Below are 17,716 nucleotides of genomic sequence, written 5' to 3' on the forward strand. Positions count from 1 at the left end.
TGGGACGTCAATTCCACTCTTCACAAGTCCTACACAACATATTGCTTTCTATAGGTAATAGAAAGACTGGTGCGGATCTTCCGCACGTATCAGATGATGACCCTTTGGTTCAGGAATATATAGAGATCGGTCACCTGTAAGTGTTTATCTACCCGCGCTTTTAGCAATGTAAACCGCGCTTCAGATAAAAAGAGGGAGCGCCGCGCACAACGCGACACTCCCCTAGCGATTCAAGAGAATCTATTAGGCCTCGAGAGCCTTCTTGGCGATGGTAGCCAGCTCGTTGAAGGACTCGATGTCCTCGTAAGCCATTTGAGCCAGGACCTTGCGGTCGAGCTCGATGCCGGCAACCTTCAGGCCGTGCATGAACTGAGAGTAAGAGATGTCGTTCAGGCGAGCAGCAGCGTTGATACGAGTGATCCAAAGAGAACGGATCTCGCGCTTCTTGTTGCGGCGATCACGATACTGATACTGCAGGGAGTGCTGGACCTGCTCTTTAGCATGCTTGTAAGTACGCGAAGCGGCACCGTAGTAACCCTTCGCACGGTGCATAACGGTACGGCGCTTCTTCTTGGCGGCAACAGCGCGCTTAATACGTGCCATGTTCTATCAACTCCTAGACGGTAAAACGAAAAACGGGAACGCGAACTTAGGCGAGACGTGACTTGATGACCTTGCGGTCGGCAGCGGCGATCTCGGTCTCCTGACGGAAGCCACGCTTACGCTTGGTGGACTTCTTGCTCAGGATGTGGCTCTTGAAAGCCTTGGCGCGCATAAGCTTGCCGGTACCAGTCTTGCGGAAACGCTTCTTGGTGCCGCTGTGGGACTTCATCTTAGGCATGAAATACTCCTTAATCGGTTACAGAACACTAGTTACTTGGTATCGCTTGCCGCTTTATCCTCATCGAAGGCGCCCTTAATCGGGGCGAGCAGCATAAGCATGTTACGGCCTTCCATCTTAGGCTTGGACTCGACCGTAGCGTAAGGCTTGAGATCCTCGGCGAGACGCTCGAGAACGTTAAGGCCCTGCTCCGGGTGAGCCATCTCACGGCCGCGGAACATGATGGTGATCTTAACGCGTGCGCCCTTCTTGAGGAAACGCAGAACGTGGCCCTTCTTGGTCTCGTAGTCACCAACGTCGATCTTGGGTCGGAACTTCATTTCCTTGACCTCGACCTTGGACTGGTTCTTACGAGCAGCCTTGGCCTTCATGGCCTGCTGGTACTTGAACTTACCGTAGTCCATGACCTTGCAGACCGGCGGCTCCGCGTTGGGAGCGATCTCGACCAGGTCGAGACCCTGATCGTCGGCGACGCGCTGGGCATCGCGGATGGCGAACAGGCCGAGCTGAGAGCCATCGACGCCAATCAAACGGCACGAAGATGCAGTGATCTCGTCGTTGATGCGGGTGTCATCAGACTTAGCTATTTTCCCTACCTCCATTCATAAAAAAATAACCCGGCACTTCTCAGCAACCAGGTCGTACACATAGACTTCCTCGATTTGAGGAAGGGAATCTAAGTTGTATGACCAGTCAGCTGCTCATTGGCGCCAAAAGGTGGGAACCCTCGGGTTCCTCTTTAGGGCATTGCGGGAACAACGCCTAGCGAATAATAACACGTACAGCGCGTTATCACATTACGTACACGAAAAAGGGGCCTTGACCCCCCTTGAACGCTCGCTTGCATGTATGGTGCCCGAGGCGAGACTCGAAGGGCCTTCGCTTCGCGAAGCCCCGGGCTTCGGACGCGCGGCGCCCTCGCCACGCTCCGCTACAAACAGGCCGCAGGCCTGTTTGCTTAACGCTTCGCGCGCTCACGCGAGTTCGGCACGAAAAAGGGGGCCGCAACCCCCTTGAACGTTCACTTGCATGTATGGTGCCCGAGGCGAGACTCGAACTCGCACGTTGTTGCCAACGGTGGATTTTGAGTCCACTGCGTCTGCCAATTCCGCCACTCGGGCACGTAATGCGTGAGTTAGTTTATCACAGCTTTCTACCGATTAGTCCGAAAATGGAACTTCGAGCATTTCGATGAGTTCGACTGTGCGGAGCATCTCGCGCTGACGGCATCCGCGACCGTCGACCGAAGCCTCACCCATCTGGTTATCGTAAGGGTCCTCGCGCATGCCGTCGAAAGAGGGCTCAAACTCTGCCTGGAATCGATTGTTGGCCACCATACGCCACGGGTCGAGATTGCCAAAGTAGTGACGGCGGCGCCACTCCTCCCCCATCCTGCGAGCAGAAGATCCAAATTACACGTCGGCGTTGAGCCAACCGGTCTGCGGCGTATAGAACTCTGCCCAGTCGTGCGACCCCACCGAATCGAGCGCAACGTACAGGCCGCTCTGCCAACGGGCAGGCACGCCCGCGATACGGCACATGGTGATAAACGTGAGCGCCATAACGCCGCAATCGCCGCGGAGCGAATGCGCGCAGTCATCGGCAATAGATCCCAAAAGCAAGTACGGCGGCTGATAGCGATAGTCGATATGCTGCGTCAGATAATCATAGATAGCACGAGCGCGATCGAGCGGATCCTCGAGTCCGTCAACAACACCGGCCGTCAGCTGCTGCAGATACGGCGTGAATGCAATGTGCGGACGGTCCTCAGAAATATCTTCGGGCAACGGCGCGACCATACACGGATGCGACGGAAGCGCACCCCCATAAATATCGCGATAAGCGGCATTGATTTGATAGCGATAGGTCACCGAGAATGAGCGATCACTCGAAGAAGACCACGAGGCGGTACGCGCCGAAGCGTTCGCGGGAGCAACAGCACCCTCCGGCGTCATATCGAGAACCTCGATATGAGACTGTTGACGACAGGCGGCGGCAACGGGTAGCCAAGCGCGAACGGTCTCCCCCTCTAGAGCGCCGGGGACAGACAAGGACGCCTTAAGCGTAATAACGCGAGTCAATCCGTTTTGCGACTCCATCTCCTTGAGCATCTCGTTGCGCAGTGCTATTCCGTCCGTAGAATCGGGACGCATGCCGGGGACCTCTTTGGGATATACGCGAAGCGAATCGAGGAAGTTGTCGAGAACGAACAGCTCACCATCGATAAAGCGCCAGTCAATACGCTTACGGTCAATCAGATCGTTAAACTGCTCCTCGGTAAACTCAGGCCACTCCTCGCGAATCATCGCAATAGCTCGATCGCGCGACACCGAAAAATGAAGCGGCGTCTCAAGCATGCGATACCGCTCGGCACGAACGCAGGCAGCAAGCGAGGGATCGGGATTCTGCCCCAAAAGACGATCACAAGCCGCAACAGTCTGCGTCAAATATCCGGCATCCTTGAGTCGAAGAATCTCGGGCGGCAGTCCAATATCGAGATGACGAAAGTCATTACAGCAAACATCAACAGAGCAACCAACAGGACCCTCGTCAATAACCTTCCCATCCGAAGGCAACACATTAACAACAGCCATACTAAAACTCCAAGTCACTAGAACGCTTGAAGTCCATTGTAGCGAGATAAAAAAGAAAGCCCCAACAAGGGAGCCATCAACACCACCGAACGGTAGTCAAAAAAATGAATTCAGCCCAGTAACCCTGCGGCGGTAAACGAAGGAAGCCCCGTCCCCCGGAACTGTTTCCTTGGCGCGACTTCTGGCGAAGCCAGGTGAGCGCAAAGGAAACAGTGTAGGGAGACGGGGCTTCCGGCGGGAAGTTTAGCGACGCTTACGCCTTGTTGACGGAGCCAAACTCCTCCATGAGCTCCTTGGTGCGGGCAACGATGTTGTCGCGACCAGGCTTGAGGAGCTTGCGGGGGTCAAAGCCCTTGCCCTGCTGATCCTTGCCGGCCTCGATGTACTCGCGAACACCCTTGGCGAAGACGAGCTGCAGATCGGTGTTGACGTTGATCTTGGAGATGCCCAGGGAGATGGCCTTCTTGATCTGATCCTCGGGGATGCCGGTGCCACCGTGCAGGACGAGGGGCAGGTCGCCGGTCTGAGCCTTGATCTCGCCCAGGCGCTCGAAGGAAAGGCCAGCCCAGTCGGCAGGGTACACGCCGTGGATGTTGCCGATACCGCAAGCGAGGAAGTCAACGCCCAGGTCAGCAATCTGCTTGCACTCAGCAGGATCAGCGAGCTCGCCGCTGGAGGTCACGCCGTCCTCGGTGCCGCCGATGCCGCCGACCTCGGCCTCGATGGACATGCCCTTGGAGTGGGCAAGCTCAACGAGCTCCTTGGTGCGGTCGAGGTTAAGCTGGAAGGTCTCCTCGTGAGAGCCGTCATACATGATGGACGTGAAGCCGGCCTCGATGCACTTGAAGCAGTCCTCGTAAGAACCGTGATCGAGGTGAAGGGCGACGGGAACGGTAACGCCCGTGGCCTCGACGGCAGCCTTGACCATGTCGGCGCAGACCTTGAAACCGCCCATCCACTTAGCGGCACCAGCGGTGCACTGAAGGATCAGCGGAGACTTGGCCTCCTCGGCGGCCTGGAGAATAGCCAGGGTCCACTCGAGGTTGTTGGTGTTGAAGGCACCGAGACCGTACTTGCCGGCTTCGGCCTTCTTGAGCATGTCTGCTGCGTTGACGAGCATAAAAGAAACCTCCTGTAAGGTTGCTCCGATAACGCCTGAGATTTTACCACGACATACCCGAGCATAAACGTTCGTTTGTTCACGAATACCATCCGATTGGACAAATTTTGACCGTTTGCCCCACAGAATCGACCCACTGGGGAAAATAGCTTGACGATTGAGCGGTCTTCGTGGTTCGAAAGACGGCTTCGAGCCTACATCTGCATAAACGGGTTCTGCATAAGTTCGCGCGCCATCGTGGTCGAATCGCCATGGCCCGTCAAGCAAACGGTATCGGGCGGAAGCGTCTTGGCAAGTTTGGAGAGCGAGCGCATAATCGCCGCCTCGTCACCGCCGGAAAGATCGGTACGACCGTGGCTGCCCGGGAAAAGCGTGTCGCCCACAAAGGCGATGTTCCCCTGCTCGGTCGCGGCGAACAGGACGATGCCGCCCGGCGTATGCCCCGGCGTCTCGATCACCTGCAGGCAGACGTCGCCCACCTCGATTGTATCGCCCTCGGCAAGCAAACGCGTCGGCTCACCCGGATCGGACGTCTCGATACCCCACATGACACGCTGCTCCTCGATATTTGCGCGAGGTACCGTCACGTCCTTAGCGCACAACTCATATAGTGCACTGTCGCCAACGACAGCTCGAACCCCGGCAACCCCGCCAACATGGTCGGCATGACCGTGCGTGCAGACAGAGCCGAGTACGCGCACCTCGGGATGCGCGGTGCGGATATGCTCCACAAGACGCTCGCCCTCCCACGCCGGATCGACGATTAAGCACTCGTCATTCGAAATAACGGCGTAACTGTTGGTCTGAATCGGGCCGTTGACGAGCGCCTCAATCGAAGCCGCACCTCGGGGTGTCAGGTCCAAAGTCATATCGTCCATGCGCATGCCCTCCTTCTAAAATACGTTCGAGGCACCAAACGATGCCTCGAACGTAACCAATATCTATGATGCTGAGAGGCTCTCGCACCTACACACGGCGCTTGAGCTGAGCTCCGCCTTCGCCGGGCATAAGACGGCGAGCGTCGTAGACCGAATCGACACTGCTGATGGAAGCCAGCAGCGGATCCAGGCCGCTCGCATCCGAAATCTCGACCATAAAGCGCAGGGTCGCAATACCCTCGCGGTTGGTCGAGGTGGCGGCGGAAAGGATATTGCCGCCTGCATCGCCAATGGCAATGGTGACGTCCTTGAGCAGGCCCATGCGGTCCAGGCACTCGACCACGATCTCGACCTGGAAGAGAGTGTCGGCAGCACCATCCCACTCTACGTCAATCATGCGCTCGGGGTGCTCCATGAGGCCCTTGACGTTGGGGCAGTTGGCGCGATGCACTGAGACACCTCGGCCACGCGTGATGAAGCCGACGATATCGTCGCCCGTCACGGGGTTGCAGCAATGAGCCAGACGGACCAGCAGGCCACTGTTGCTCTCGCCCTTAACGATAATGCCGTTACTTGCGCTCTTGCCACGCTTTTGCGGCTTGCGGTTGGAGCCGCGGGCCGGCTGTTTCACGACCTCGGCGATAGCCTCGGCCTTGGTGAGCTGTTCCTCGGGCTTGGGGTCCAAGATTTGCTCGACCTTATTACCCACAGCGCGCGGGGCAACCTTGCCGGCGCCGACGGCAGCAAACAGGTCCTCGAGCTGCTTGAAGTTAAACTGCTCCGCCACGGCGTTGAGCGCACGCGTGGAGCGCGGCGTGGAGATGCCATACCCGCGCTTGCGCAGGTCCTTGGCCAGCATATCGCGGCCGGCGGCAGCGTCGTCGTCCTTAGTCGCGGCGGCAAAGTAGCGACGGATCTTGGACTTGGCCGAAGGCGTCTTGACGATCTTGAGCCAATCACGCGACGGTTTGGAACTCTTGTTAGTCAGGATCTCGACACGGTCGCCCGTCTTGATCTCGTGCGTGAGCGGGGCCACAGCACCGTTGATCTTAGCGCCGACGCAGTGGTTTCCCACCTCGGTGTGAACGGCATAGGCAAAGTCGAGCGGCGTGGAGCCGGCACGAAGCGCCATGACCTCGCCCTTGGGCGTAAAGACGAAGATCTCCTGATCGAAGAGGTCGACCTTCAGCGAATGCAGGTATTCCTTGGCGTCGGTGATCTCATCAGACGCAGCCCAATCGAGCGAATGCTTGAGCCAGTTGATCTGGTCGTCCAAACGTTGAGCGTCATTGGTCTTGGAAGCAGACGATCCGCCCGACTTCTTATATAGCCAGTGGGCGGCAATGCCGTACTCGGCCTGCTCATGCATCTCATAGGTTCGAATCTGAATCTCGAGCGGGCGGGCCGTGGGGCCGATAACCGTCGTATGGAGCGACTGGTAGTTATTGACCTTGGGCATGGCGATATAGTCTTTAAAGCGACCGGGCATGGGGTGCCACAGCGTATGCACTGCGCCGAGCGTGGAGTAGCAATCGCGCACCGAATGGGTAATAACGCGCAGCGCCACCAAATCGTAGATCTCGGAGAATTCCTTGCCCTTGCGCTTCATCTTTTGGTAGATGGACCAATAGTGCTTGGAGCGGCCGTTGATCTGGAAGCCCTCCAGGCCAATGCGGCTGAGCTCGTCGGTGAGCGTCTTGATGGTCTCGGCCAGATAGCGCTCGCGAACCTCGCGCGACTCAGCCACCATGCGCGCGATGCGCTGGTAGGCGTCGGGCTCAAGGTAGAAGAAGGACAGGTCCTCGAGCTCCCATTTAATGGAGCTCATGCCCAGACGGTCGGCCAGAGGCGCATACACGTCCATGGTCTCGCGAGCCTTAAACAGGCGACGGTCCTCACGCAGGGCTGCAAGGGTGCGCATGTTGTGCAGACGGTCGGCAAGTTTAACGATGATGACACGAATGTCCTTGGACATGGCGAGGAACATCTTGCGCAGCGTGAGGGCCTGTTTCTCGTCCATGCTGTCGACTTCGATGTTGGTGAGCTTGGTCACGCCATCGACGAGCTCAGCAACGGTTTCGCCAAACAGGCCGGAAACATCGGCGAGCGAGGTCTCGGTGTCCTCGACGGTATCGTGCAGCAGCGCGGCACACACCACGTCGCAGTCCATCTTGAGGTCTGCCAGAATGATAGCCACCTCGACAGGATGGTTAATGTACATCTCACCCGAGCGCCGCTTTTGGTTGCAATGCTTCTCGGCAGCAAAGCAGTAGGCCTGCTCCACCTTGGAGAAGTCATCCTCATTCATATATTTGAGGCACAGACGCTCCAGCTTGTCGTAGCTGTCCGCCATAATCTCGGGCGGCAGCTCATCGGCATGCTTATAGTGCTCCATCTCCGAAAACGGCTGGAGGGTGGAATCATGGGCGGTACGGGCTGCGGCATCCATCGAGGTCCCCTTCCCCTAGGCCCGCGGTACGATCGGGCGGTTAACTTTGGCTAGCATATCAGAAGCGCACGAATCGAGCGCCCAGCTCCGGAAAGCCGAGAACTCCATGCGCGAGCGCAAGCCCTCCAAATAGCGAATTGACCTGCTCAATTGCACGCGGCCGGGGTTTTCGGCCATCGCGATGCGACGGGTGTCGTCAAACCCCGAAACTCGACAGAAACCAAGCTCTTCGAAGATTCCCAGGCCGCTTTCCACCGAACGCTCGTCGACCGGCGTGCGAGCATCGATGGCAAGGCACATCTGCGCGATGTCGATATCGCTCGCGCTAAAGGAATCGTCCCCGGTCTTGCCGCGGTTGGAGCGCCACATGGTCTGCAGCGCGCGATAGAGCGTGACGAGCTCGTCGCGCTCGGGCGCATAGCAGTCGAGCAGGCGCTCGTTAATGCGGGCGTCGCGCGACGAATAGAGCAGATGGATCACGGCGGGCTGGCCATCGCGGCCGGCACGTCCGCTCATCTGGTTGAACTCGATGGCACCAAACGGCATGTGGTAGAGCACAACATGGCGGATATCGGGCAGGTTGACGCCCTCGCCAAAGGCAGATGTCGAGACGATGCAGCTGAGGCTGCCGTCTCGGAATGCTTCCTCCACGCGACGGCGATCGGAACGCGCAAGCCCCGCGTTATAGAACGCGATATGGGTTGCGCAATCGGGCACACGCTTGCGCAACGTCTTGGCGAGCGCCACGGACTGGTCGCGCGAATTGACGTAGATGACGGTCTTTTCCCCCGTCGCCACAATCGACACCAAACGGTTCTCGCGACTTGCAAGATCGCGGTCGTCCTCGAGCCGCAGGTTCTCGCGCACCGTCTCGTCGACCACCGTGCGAGTGATCGGCAACATGCGGGCAAGCTCAGCCACAACCGGAGCCGTCGCGGTGGCCGTCGCAGCCATAACGACCGGGTCGCCCAGGGCTTTGAGGATATCGGACATGTCGAGATAGGCGCTGCGGTCGCCGCCCTTGGCAAGACCGGCATGATGCGCCTCATCGATAACGACAAAGCCGATGCGGCCCGAACGCGCGAAGCGGTCACGGTGGATAGATAGGAACTCGGGCGTCGTGAGCACGATACCGGTGCGGCCCGAAGCTAGGCCGGCGAACACGTCATCGCGCGCGGCCTCCACGGTCTCGCCGGTAAGCACGCCAACGCCAATGCCAAGCGATGCCATCGTCGACGAGAGGTGATAGGCCTGGTCGGCAACAAGCGCACGCAGCGGATAGACAAAGATGCTCGCACGTCCGCGAAGCACCGCCTCACGCGCGGCATGCACATGGAAGATGAGCGACTTGCCGCGGCCCGTTCCCATAACCGCCAAGACACTCTGGTGATCGGCCAAGGCGTCGAGCGCCTCAACCTGCGCGCGGTGCGGCTGGTTCGATCCGATAAAGCTATGGATAAGCGAGCGCGTGAGCTCGGTATAGGAAAGCTGGGCGAGCGTCTCGCGCTTGCGCGACTCCAAGCGCAGGCCGGAATCCGCCGGCTGCACGCCACGACGAAGCTCGCATGCCGGATCGTCGACGCTGGGCAGCGTGGTATCGCGGACCAGAACATCCTTGACCATGAGCTTGGGCTTCACACGACCCTGCCAATGCTCGGCAACGGCCTCGAACACCAAGTCGACAGCGCTATCGCAGTTGATGAGCTTATCGATTTGCGGCACGCGGAACATAATGGCCGGCACACTCGCGGCGCCATCGGTCGCCACAAAGCGCATGTGCTCGCCGGTCTTACCCACCACGGCGCGATCACACATCGTCACGCCCTCGGCAGCCAGCAGCGGCACCTTATTACCCTGGCCAAACGGCTCAAGGCGGGAAATCTGCTCGATGGTCTCGATATTCAATTCGGAAAGGTCGACCGTGGCGGCAACCTCGTCGGTGTCCTCAAAGTCCTCGGCGGGAAGCTCGGACAACACGGCGGAAAGGCGACGGCGAAACTCGTCGAGCTTGGATGCCTCGATAGTCACACCCACCGCACCGGCATGTCCGCCGCGACGAATCATCAGGTCGGAACAGCGCTCGATGGCGTCAAACAGGTTAACTTTGCCCACCGAGCGACCAGAGCCGCGCGCGATACCGTCCTCGATCGAGAACAGCAGCGCCGGCACGTGGTAGCGGTTGGTCAGACGGCTTGCCACGATGCCCTTGACGCCCTCGTGCCAGCCTTCGCCGCCCACGACGATCGCGCGTCCGCCGTCATAGGTCTCCTCGACCTTTGTCATGGCATCGCGCGTGAGCTCCGCCTCGATCTCACGGCGCTGGCGGTTGATTTCCTCGAGCTCAGCCGCCAGTGCGCTTGCTTCGATGGGATCGCGGGCAAGCAGCAGGTCGAGCGCCAGCTTGGGATCGGCCATGCGACCGGCAGCGTTTAAGCGGGGAATGAGCGAGAATGACAGGCCATCCGCCGTAATGCTCGAAAGGTCCGCCTTGGCGAGCGCGGCAAGCGCGATATAGCCGGGGCGAGCGGTTACGCGCATCTGCTGGATGCCCTCGGCAACCAGCGCGCGGTTCTCGGGCGTGAGCGGCATCATGTCGGACACGGTGCCCAGCGCCGCGACCTCGATTAGCGAACGCCAATACGACGGCTTGCCCAGACGTTCGCCCAGGACTTGCACCAACTTGAGTGCCACGCCGGCACCGGCAAGCTCACGCGAAGGACCATCGTCATCGAGCTTAGGGTCGGTCAGGGGTACGCCCTGCGGCACCTGATCGGAGGGCTCGTGATGGTCCGTGACCACCAAATCGATCCCCAGGCTCTTCAGATAGGAAACCTCTTCCTTGGCGGCAATGCCGTTATCGACGGTCACGATCAGCTGGGGGCGAGCGAGCTCGTTAACGCGGTCGAGCGCCGCGCGCGAAAGACCGTAGCCCTCATCAAAGCGATGCGGAATAAACGGCGTGACATCGGCGCCAAACGTGCGCAGCGCCTCGGTCAACAGGCAGGTCGACGTAATACCGTCAACGTCAAAATCGCCAAAGACTGCAATGTGCTCGTGGTTGCGAATAGCACGCTCGACGCGGTCGGCAACGACCGACATGCCCGGGATAATGAGTGGGTCGGCCCAGTCGCGATCGAGCGAAGGCGTCAAAAACAATTGGCCCTCTTTGATTGAGCCAATGCCGTGCGCGACCATAATGCGCGCCACCAGCCCGGGAATGCCCAGACCAGCCGAAAGCTCCTTTTCGAGCTCGGGTTTTTGCTGAGCGACCGCCCAGCGATGCGTCGTCTTAAGCGATGACATAGGCACCCACCCCCGATAGGGGCAGGTCGCCGCGATACCTCTCACGGTTCATAGCGATGAGTCCTCTGTGTATGCCCGCTTCGGCAGGCAGATCTGTTGAACGGATTTATTATACCGTGCGGCGCGGACGCAAATCGCCGCAGCATGCCGCGGTTTCGGTAAACGATGCCGGTAATAGCCTCGAAATAATCGAGCGTTTCTGACGCACGGACACATGTGAGCGTCTAGCATATCCAGTCAAAACGGATTCACGAGCAAAGGGAGTCACAAGAGCATATGAAGCAATGGGTTGGACTGGGCAAGTTTCTCGCGGGGCACATGCAAATCATCGTTCCGATTTGTGTGGCGCTCGGCGTGCTCTTTCCTCAACAGATCGGCGTTCTCAAGCCCATCGTTCCCACCTTGTTTGCCTTTATGACGTTCCAAGGTGCGCTCAGCAACACCTTTCACCAGGTAGCCGAGGTGTTCCACCGTCCGCTGCACCTGATTCTGGCGTTGTTGGTCTCGGCGGCGCTTATTCCCATCGCGGCCTACGCCATGGGATCGTTGTTCTTTGGTTCCAACCCCAACCTTGTCTGCGGCATCGTGCTCGAATACAGTGTGCCCGTGGCAGTCACCGCTTTTATGTGGATCAGCATGTTCGGCGGCAACGGCCCGCTCGCGCTCACCATCATCCTGACGTCCTCGGTCATCTCCCCTGTGACGATTCCGCTTACGCTCAAGCTCCTGCTGGGCGCCACCGTCTCGATCGACGTGCCGAGCATGATGCAGAACATGGCCTTTATGATCGCCATCCCCGCCGTGCTCGGCATCGTGATCAACGAGCTCACGCGCGGATGGGGGCACGAAAAACTCTCCCCCGCGCTCTCGCCCGCCTGCAAGTTCATGATGATGGGCGTTATCGCCTCCAACTCCACCGCCATGAGCGAGTACGTGCTGCACATGAACGCGGTGCGCTTGGAAGTCGCCCTCTTTATTTTGGTCTTCGCCATCAGCGGCTTTGTCGTCGGCATTCTGGTCGCCCGCGCGCTGCATCTGCCATATAGCGAAACGACCACCATGTGCTTTACCTGCGGTATGCGCAATATCTCTTCGGGCGCCGTCATCGCCACGCAATACTTTCCGGGCGAAGTTGTGTTTCCCGTCATGTGTGGAACGTTGTTTCAGCAGGTGCTCGCCTCGCTTATCGGGCACTTCTTTGAGCGTCTGACCGGCGAGGAGCGCGCCGCCCAGCGCAAGCGCGTCAAGGCCGGCCGCGATGCAATGGCGCGCTAAACCGTCCGCAGTGTGCGGGCGCTCACTTTACGATGTGAGCGCCTCCAGATGTGCGCGGAGTCGCTCCGCATCGACATCGAGCGTGGTCTCAGCATTGACCTGGGCCAAACGATAGCCGACAAAGTAGGGCGAAACCACCCAACGCGGCAGCGCCTTGGCAATGGTCCGACCGTCCATGTGGTAGAAGAACAAGTTGTACGACTCTGCGCGACCACCATGGTGCTCGTTCAGGATATAGCGCAGAGCTACCTGAATCGCATCGGCGAAGAGGTCCGTCTCGGCTTGGTCTCTCGTGTCATCGCTGCCGGCGATTCCCTGCGGGGCTGAAACGTTGACCTCAAAGAACCCCATGATCGGTTCGGTTGAGATGTCGACCGAGATTCTCCCCTGTTGCCAGACACTGATGCCTTCAAAGTTGGCTGAGGTCAGCGCCGCATAGCCGTCCTCCTGTTCCAGGCCCACAATCTGCATGTGTGGATGGACGAGGCTGCCGCCCGAAAGCGGGCCTTTGTTCTTGTACATGAGCACACTGCGGTACTGTTGGGAATCGATCATCTGCTGCCAACAGCCCAGGGCAAACCGCATCACATGATGCAGCTCATCCGGTTCATAGGTCACCAGGTCGGCGTCGTGATTGGCAGACTCGATCAATACGGTCTGACGTGTGGCCCGCAAGGTCTTGAACTTATTCTCGAGCCAGATGCAGTCACCATCGCGCTGGATGATATTGGCAAGTCCCTCCGTGTCGCAAAAGGGGCACGCGGTGCCAGGGCGACGATTATCGTCGGGCTTACCGCTCGCCTGCTGAACGTCAAATACCAGCGCCACGGGTTATACCTCCAGCGGCACGATCTTGGTGCCATGGAGCTCGGAGACGCCTAGCGCCGCCGCGACCGCGTCGCGATTTGCCGTAGTGATGCCGCCGCCGGGAAGGATGGTCAAACGATCACCCGCATACTCGATTAAACGAGCCAGGTAATCGAAATTATCCTCGATCGACGTACCGGCAGCGCCGCCATGCGTGAGGATGCGCGTAACGCCGCAGTCGGCAAGTGTATCAATCGCATCGAGCTGAGCCTCGGGCGAGAGCTGATCAAACGCCATGTGGAAGGTGATGTCGATGGGCTCACGCTTGCATTCCTCGGTCGCGCAGCCCGCGGCCATCACGAGAGCGCCCAACGTAAGCTCGTCGAGCGCCCATCCGCCAGCGCAGGGCTTGCAGCTGCCAAAGACCAAGCCGTCAACGCCGGCGCTTACGGCAAGGCCCAGGTCCATCTCCATCATGCGCAGCTCGTCTTGGTTGTAATGAAAGTCACCGCCACGCGGGCGAATCATGCACATCACTCGCGCGTCATGCTCGTGAGCATAGCTGACTGTAGCGCTGATAACACCGGCCGAGGGTGTAGTGCCACCGACGGCAAGGTTGTCGCACAGTTCAATACGCCTTGCACCGGCATCGATAGCCGCCGGCACCCGCTCAAAGTTCTCGGCACAAAACTCGTACAGCATAGATAGACCCCCAAAGACAGCAGATGTTTTCCGACGGGCATTGTCACACATCCCCATGAAGTTGCGGTGGAATAGGGACTCATTTGGCCTCTGGAGCCCGTATTCAGTCCCTATTTCACCGCAACTAAAAAGGGGCGCTGACTGAGATAGTCAGCGCCCCTTTTGTTAGGTGGGTTAGCCTCCGAGGTAGGCCTTGCGGACGTTGTCGTCGTGCAGGAGCTCTTGGCCGGTGCCGGTCATGGTGATCTTGCCGGTCTCGAGCACGTAACCGCGTGTGGCGATGGAAAGCGCCATCTGCGCGTTTTGCTCGACCAGAAGCACCGTGGTGCCGGCCTTGTGCAGGTCCTCGACAATCTGGAAGATCTGTTCGATCAGAATCGGTGCCAGACCCATGGAAGGTTCGTCGAGCATAAGCAGTTTGGGGTTACTCATAAGGGCGCGCCCCATAACGAGCATCTGCTGCTCGCCGCCTGAAAGGGTGCCGGCGACCTGGCGACGACGTTCCTTCAGGCGCGGGAACTGCTCGTAGACGCGCTCCAGGCCCGGAGCCACCGTGGACTTGGGCTGCGTATAGGCGCCCATCTCCAGGTTCTCCTCAACCGTCATCTGCAAAAAGGCGCGACGACCCTCGGGAACCTGAGCCAGGCCCTTACCAACCAGCTTATCAGCGGGCGTATGGGTAATGTCCTCGCCCATAAACTTGATGGAACCGGTCTTGGAGCGAAGCAGGCCCGAAACGGTCTTGAGCGTTGTGGACTTGCCGGCACCGTTCGCACCGATCAGGGCCACGATCTCGCCCTCGTTGACGTTAAAGGAGATGTCCTTGATGGCGTGGATGGCGCCGTACCAGACGTTGATGTTGTAGACGGAAAGCATCGGCTCTGCCATTTAGTTCTCCCCCTTATTCTGCTTGCCCAGATACGCCTCGATAACGGCATCGTTGTTCTGGATTTCCTCGGCCGTGCCCTTGGCGATGACCTTGCCAAAGTTAAGCACGCAGATACCCTCGCAAATATTCATGACGAGCGACATGTCGTGCTCAATAAGCATGATGGCGATACCAAAGGTGTCGCGAATCTTAACGATGTTCTCCATGAGCTCGGCGGTCTCGGACGGGTTCATGCCTGCGGCAGGCTCGTCGAGCAGCAGCAGTTTGGGGTTGGTGGCAAGCGCGCGGACGATCTCCAGACGACGCTGAGCGCCGTAAGGCAGCGATCCGGCCTGCTCGTTTGCCAGATGCTCCATATCAAAGATGGACAGCAGCTCCATGGCGCGTTCGTGAGCAGCCTTCTCGTGCTTCCAGTACGTCGGCAGGCACAGCACGCCCTCAAAACCGGAGTAGCGCTCCTGATTGTGCAGACCGACCTTGACGTTGTCCTCCACCGTCATGGTGTTGAACAGGCGAATGTTCTGGAATGTACGGGCAATACCCATGCGGTTGACCTGATAGACCGACTTGCCCGAGGTGTCCTCACCGTCGAGCAGGATGGTGCCGTGCGTGGGCTGATACACCTTGGTGAGCAGGTTGAAGACCGTGGTCTTACCGGCACCGTTGGGGCCGATCAGACCGGCGATCTCGGTCTTGCCGATAGTCAGGCTAAAGTCGTCGACTGCCTTAAGGCCACCGAACTCAATGCCCAGGTGGATGCACTCGAGTGCCGGGCGCTGACCCAGGTCGCGGTCGGGAACGATGGCGCCAGAAGGATACGGGACCATCTTGCCCTTGTTGAACTCAAATTTACTGGGCATCGGCTGCCACCTCCTTCTTGGAAGCAAAGCGGTCCTTGACGCGACCGAAGAACGCCTTGAGCTGCGGGTTGTTGGTAAAGATCATGACCAAGATCAGCACGATGGCGTAGATGAGCATGCGGTAGTCCGAGAACTGACGGAGCAGCTCGGGAAGCACCGTGAGCAGCGCCGCGGCGATAACGGAACCGCGCATATTGCCCAGACCGCCCAGGACCACGAACACCAGGATGAGGATGGACGTGTTGAAGTCGAACTTGGTGGCGGAGAGCTGCGAGAAGTTACCGCCGAAGAGAGCTCCGGCGGCACCGGCGAGGGCAGCGGAAACCACGAAGGCGATCATGCGGTACTGGGTGACGGAGATGCCCACGGACTCGGCAGCGATCTTGTTATCGCGCACGGCCATAATGGCACGGCCGGTACGGCTGCGAACCAGGTTGAGCACGATCACGAGTGCGACCATGACCAGGATGGCACCGGCGAGGAAGGTCGAATAGGTCGACACGCCCGATGCGCCCTGCGCGCCCTTGATGATGGCGGTGCCGTCCTCGAGCAGGTGCAGGTCGTCAATCGTGGAGTTGCCCGTGATGTTAAAGATCACATGCAGGCCGCGGGAATCGACGCCCACGATAAGGCAGGTGACGATCTCTTTGATGATCTCGCCAAAGGCCAAGGTCACGATGGCCAGGTAATCGCCGCTCAGGCGAAGAACCGGGATACCGATCAGGAAGCCCAGAATGGCAGCGGCGATAGCGCCGACCACAATGCTGATGATCAGGCGCATCGGATCGGACGGAACGGCACTCTCCAGCGCGACGGCGGTGACGATGCCCGTATAGGCGCCGACGCTCATAAAGCCCGCGTGGCCCAGCGACAAGTCGCCCGCGATGCCGACGACGAGGTTAAGGGAGATGGCCATGACGATATAGGCCGTGATGGGAACCAGCTGACCGGCAATCATGCGCGGAATCATGTGGTTAGACTGCATAAAGAACACGATGGCGAACGCCACGATGCACATGGTGTACGTGACAAAGTCGTGACGCGTCTGCCTGTCTTTAAGAAACTTCATAACGCTCACCTATACCTTCTCGGGAACGTACTTGCCCAAGAGGCCGGCAGGCTTGACGAGCAGGACGATGATCAAAACACCAAAGACGATGGAGTTGGCAAGGCTCGTGGAAATGTAAGCCTGCGCCATTGCCTCGATGATGCCGATGAGAATGCCGCCGACAAAGGCACCGGGGATGGAGCCGATGCCGCCGAAAACGGCAGCGTCGAAGGCCTTGATGCCAGGCATGGCGCCCGTGGTGGGCTGCAGGACCGGCGAGTAGGAGCACAGGAGCACGCCGGCGATGGCAGCGAGGGCGGAGCCGATGGCAAACGTCATCGAGATGGTGCGGTTGACGTTGATGCCCATGAGCTGAGCGGCGGCCTTGTCCTCGGACACGGCGCGCATGGCCTTGCCCATCTTGGTCTTACCTGTAAAGAACATCAGGCCGGCCATGATAACCAGGCAGGCGACGATGGTGACGAGCGAGACGGCGCTTACGTTAAACTTGGCCAAGAACTCCGGCACCGGGAAGGTGACGAGCGAAGTGAAGTTCTTGGGCGTGGCGCCCCACAGAAGCTGCGCGGCGTTCTGCAGGAAGTAAGACACGCCGATGGCCGTGATCAGAACGGCCAGCGGGCCTGCTTGGCGCAGTGGCTTATAGGCCAGACCCTCAATGAGAACACCGAGAACCGTGCAGACCACACAAGAGAGAACTACAGATGCCCAGCCCGGGAGGCCGAGATACGACGTGGCGCAGAACGAGACATAGGCACCGACCATGATGACATCGCCGTGAGCGAAGTTGAGCATCTTGGCGATACCGTAGACCATGGTGTAGCCCAACGCGATGATGGCGTAGACGCTGCCCATGGACAGGCCGTTGACCAGGTATTGGATAAAGACCGTCATGTTCCACATCCCCCTTTCGAATAGGTTTCCAGTTAATG

At 59.1% G+C, this 17,716-nt stretch carries 16 protein-coding genes and 1 tRNA gene; 1 reads left to right on the forward strand and 16 read right to left on the reverse strand.

The window, feature by feature from the left end; genetic code table 11:
* Positions 1-243: 243 nt before the first annotated feature.
* The 10 genes from rplT to recJ all read right to left on the reverse strand — a co-directional run bounded on the left by rplT (position 244) and on the right by recJ (position 11,185).
* Positions 244-603 (reverse strand): 50S ribosomal protein L20, encoded by a 360-nt coding sequence (rplT, locus tag PGW49_RS08080; RefSeq protein ID WP_006234421.1) that lies wholly within the window; start codon positions 601-603, stop codon positions 244-246.
* Positions 604-649: 46 nt separating this feature from the next.
* Positions 650-841: a 50S ribosomal protein L35 gene (gene rpmI, locus PGW49_RS08085; protein WP_006234422.1), complete on the reverse strand. Its 192-nt coding sequence runs from the start codon at positions 839-841 to the stop codon at positions 650-652.
* Between the two features lie 32 nt (positions 842-873).
* Entirely contained in the window at positions 874-1,443 is a 570-nt protein-coding gene (infC, locus tag PGW49_RS08090) for a translation initiation factor IF-3 (protein ID WP_006234423.1), read from the reverse strand.
* 432 nt (positions 1,444-1,875) lie between these two features.
* Positions 1,876-1,962: transfer RNA gene (locus PGW49_RS08095), tRNA-Leu, on the reverse strand.
* A 39-nt stretch (positions 1,963-2,001) separates the two neighbouring features.
* The gene (locus PGW49_RS08100; protein ID WP_270226207.1) at positions 2,002-2,232 is read right to left on the reverse strand and encodes a hypothetical protein; all 231 of its coding nucleotides are present in this window, start codon (positions 2,230-2,232) and stop codon (positions 2,002-2,004) included.
* A gap of 21 nt (positions 2,233-2,253) precedes the next feature.
* Positions 2,254-3,435, reverse strand: a complete 1,182-nt coding sequence (locus PGW49_RS08105) for a transglutaminase-like domain-containing protein (RefSeq protein ID WP_270226208.1) — start codon at positions 3,433-3,435, stop codon at positions 2,254-2,256.
* A gap of 253 nt (positions 3,436-3,688) precedes the next feature.
* Complete coding sequence (fba, locus tag PGW49_RS08110; protein ID WP_035137086.1) at positions 3,689-4,555, reverse strand: class II fructose-1,6-bisphosphate aldolase; 867 nt, start codon at positions 4,553-4,555, stop codon at positions 3,689-3,691.
* Between the two features lie 194 nt (positions 4,556-4,749).
* Positions 4,750-5,433, reverse strand: coding sequence for an MBL fold metallo-hydrolase (locus tag PGW49_RS08115; RefSeq protein ID WP_333494013.1), 684 nt, complete (start codon positions 5,431-5,433; stop codon positions 4,750-4,752).
* Positions 5,434-5,521: 88 nt separating this feature from the next.
* On the reverse strand, positions 5,522-7,882 hold the full coding sequence (locus PGW49_RS08120) for a RelA/SpoT family protein (RefSeq protein WP_270226210.1): 2,361 nt from the start codon (positions 7,880-7,882) through the stop codon (positions 5,522-5,524).
* A 15-nt stretch (positions 7,883-7,897) separates the two neighbouring features.
* Complete coding sequence (gene recJ, locus PGW49_RS08125; RefSeq protein ID WP_270226211.1) at positions 7,898-11,185, reverse strand: single-stranded-DNA-specific exonuclease RecJ; 3,288 nt, start codon at positions 11,183-11,185, stop codon at positions 7,898-7,900.
* A gap of 276 nt (positions 11,186-11,461) precedes the next feature.
* Here recJ and PGW49_RS08130 point away from each other — a divergent pair, with 276 nt between their 5' ends.
* The gene (locus tag PGW49_RS08130) at positions 11,462-12,460 is read left to right on the forward strand and encodes a bile acid:sodium symporter family protein (RefSeq protein WP_270226212.1); all 999 of its coding nucleotides are present in this window, start codon (positions 11,462-11,464) and stop codon (positions 12,458-12,460) included.
* A 27-nt stretch (positions 12,461-12,487) separates the two neighbouring features.
* Here the strand turns inward: PGW49_RS08130 and PGW49_RS08135 are convergent, their stop codons facing one another.
* The 6 genes from PGW49_RS08135 to PGW49_RS08160 form a co-directional block, all read right to left on the reverse strand.
* Positions 12,488-13,288 carry a DUF4931 domain-containing protein gene (locus PGW49_RS08135; RefSeq protein ID WP_270226213.1) on the reverse strand — a complete coding sequence of 267 codons (801 nt, stop codon included), beginning with the start codon at positions 13,286-13,288 and terminating at the stop codon, positions 12,488-12,490.
* Positions 13,289-13,291: 3 nt separating this feature from the next.
* Positions 13,292-13,969, reverse strand: coding sequence for a copper homeostasis protein CutC (locus tag PGW49_RS08140; RefSeq protein ID WP_196026054.1), 678 nt, complete (start codon positions 13,967-13,969; stop codon positions 13,292-13,294).
* 174 nt (positions 13,970-14,143) lie between these two features.
* Positions 14,144-14,857, reverse strand: a complete 714-nt coding sequence (locus tag PGW49_RS08145) for an ABC transporter ATP-binding protein (RefSeq protein ID WP_006234438.1) — start codon at positions 14,855-14,857, stop codon at positions 14,144-14,146.
* A complete protein-coding gene (locus PGW49_RS08150; protein ID WP_270226214.1) occupies positions 14,858-15,718 on the reverse strand; it encodes an ABC transporter ATP-binding protein in 861 nt (286 codons plus the stop codon).
* Positions 15,708-16,787 (reverse strand): branched-chain amino acid ABC transporter permease, encoded by a 1,080-nt coding sequence (locus PGW49_RS08155; protein WP_270226215.1) that lies wholly within the window; start codon positions 16,785-16,787, stop codon positions 15,708-15,710. Before PGW49_RS08155 ends, PGW49_RS08150 begins: the two co-directional genes overlap by 11 nt.
* 9 nt (positions 16,788-16,796) lie before the next feature.
* On the reverse strand, positions 16,797-17,678 hold the full coding sequence (locus PGW49_RS08160) for a branched-chain amino acid ABC transporter permease (RefSeq protein ID WP_040358647.1): 882 nt from the start codon (positions 17,676-17,678) through the stop codon (positions 16,797-16,799).
* Positions 17,679-17,716: the final 38 nt, after the last annotated feature.

Source organism: Collinsella aerofaciens, from assembly GCF_027679495.1.
Classification (GTDB): Bacteria; Actinomycetota; Coriobacteriia; order Coriobacteriales; family Coriobacteriaceae; genus Collinsella; species Collinsella aerofaciens_AK.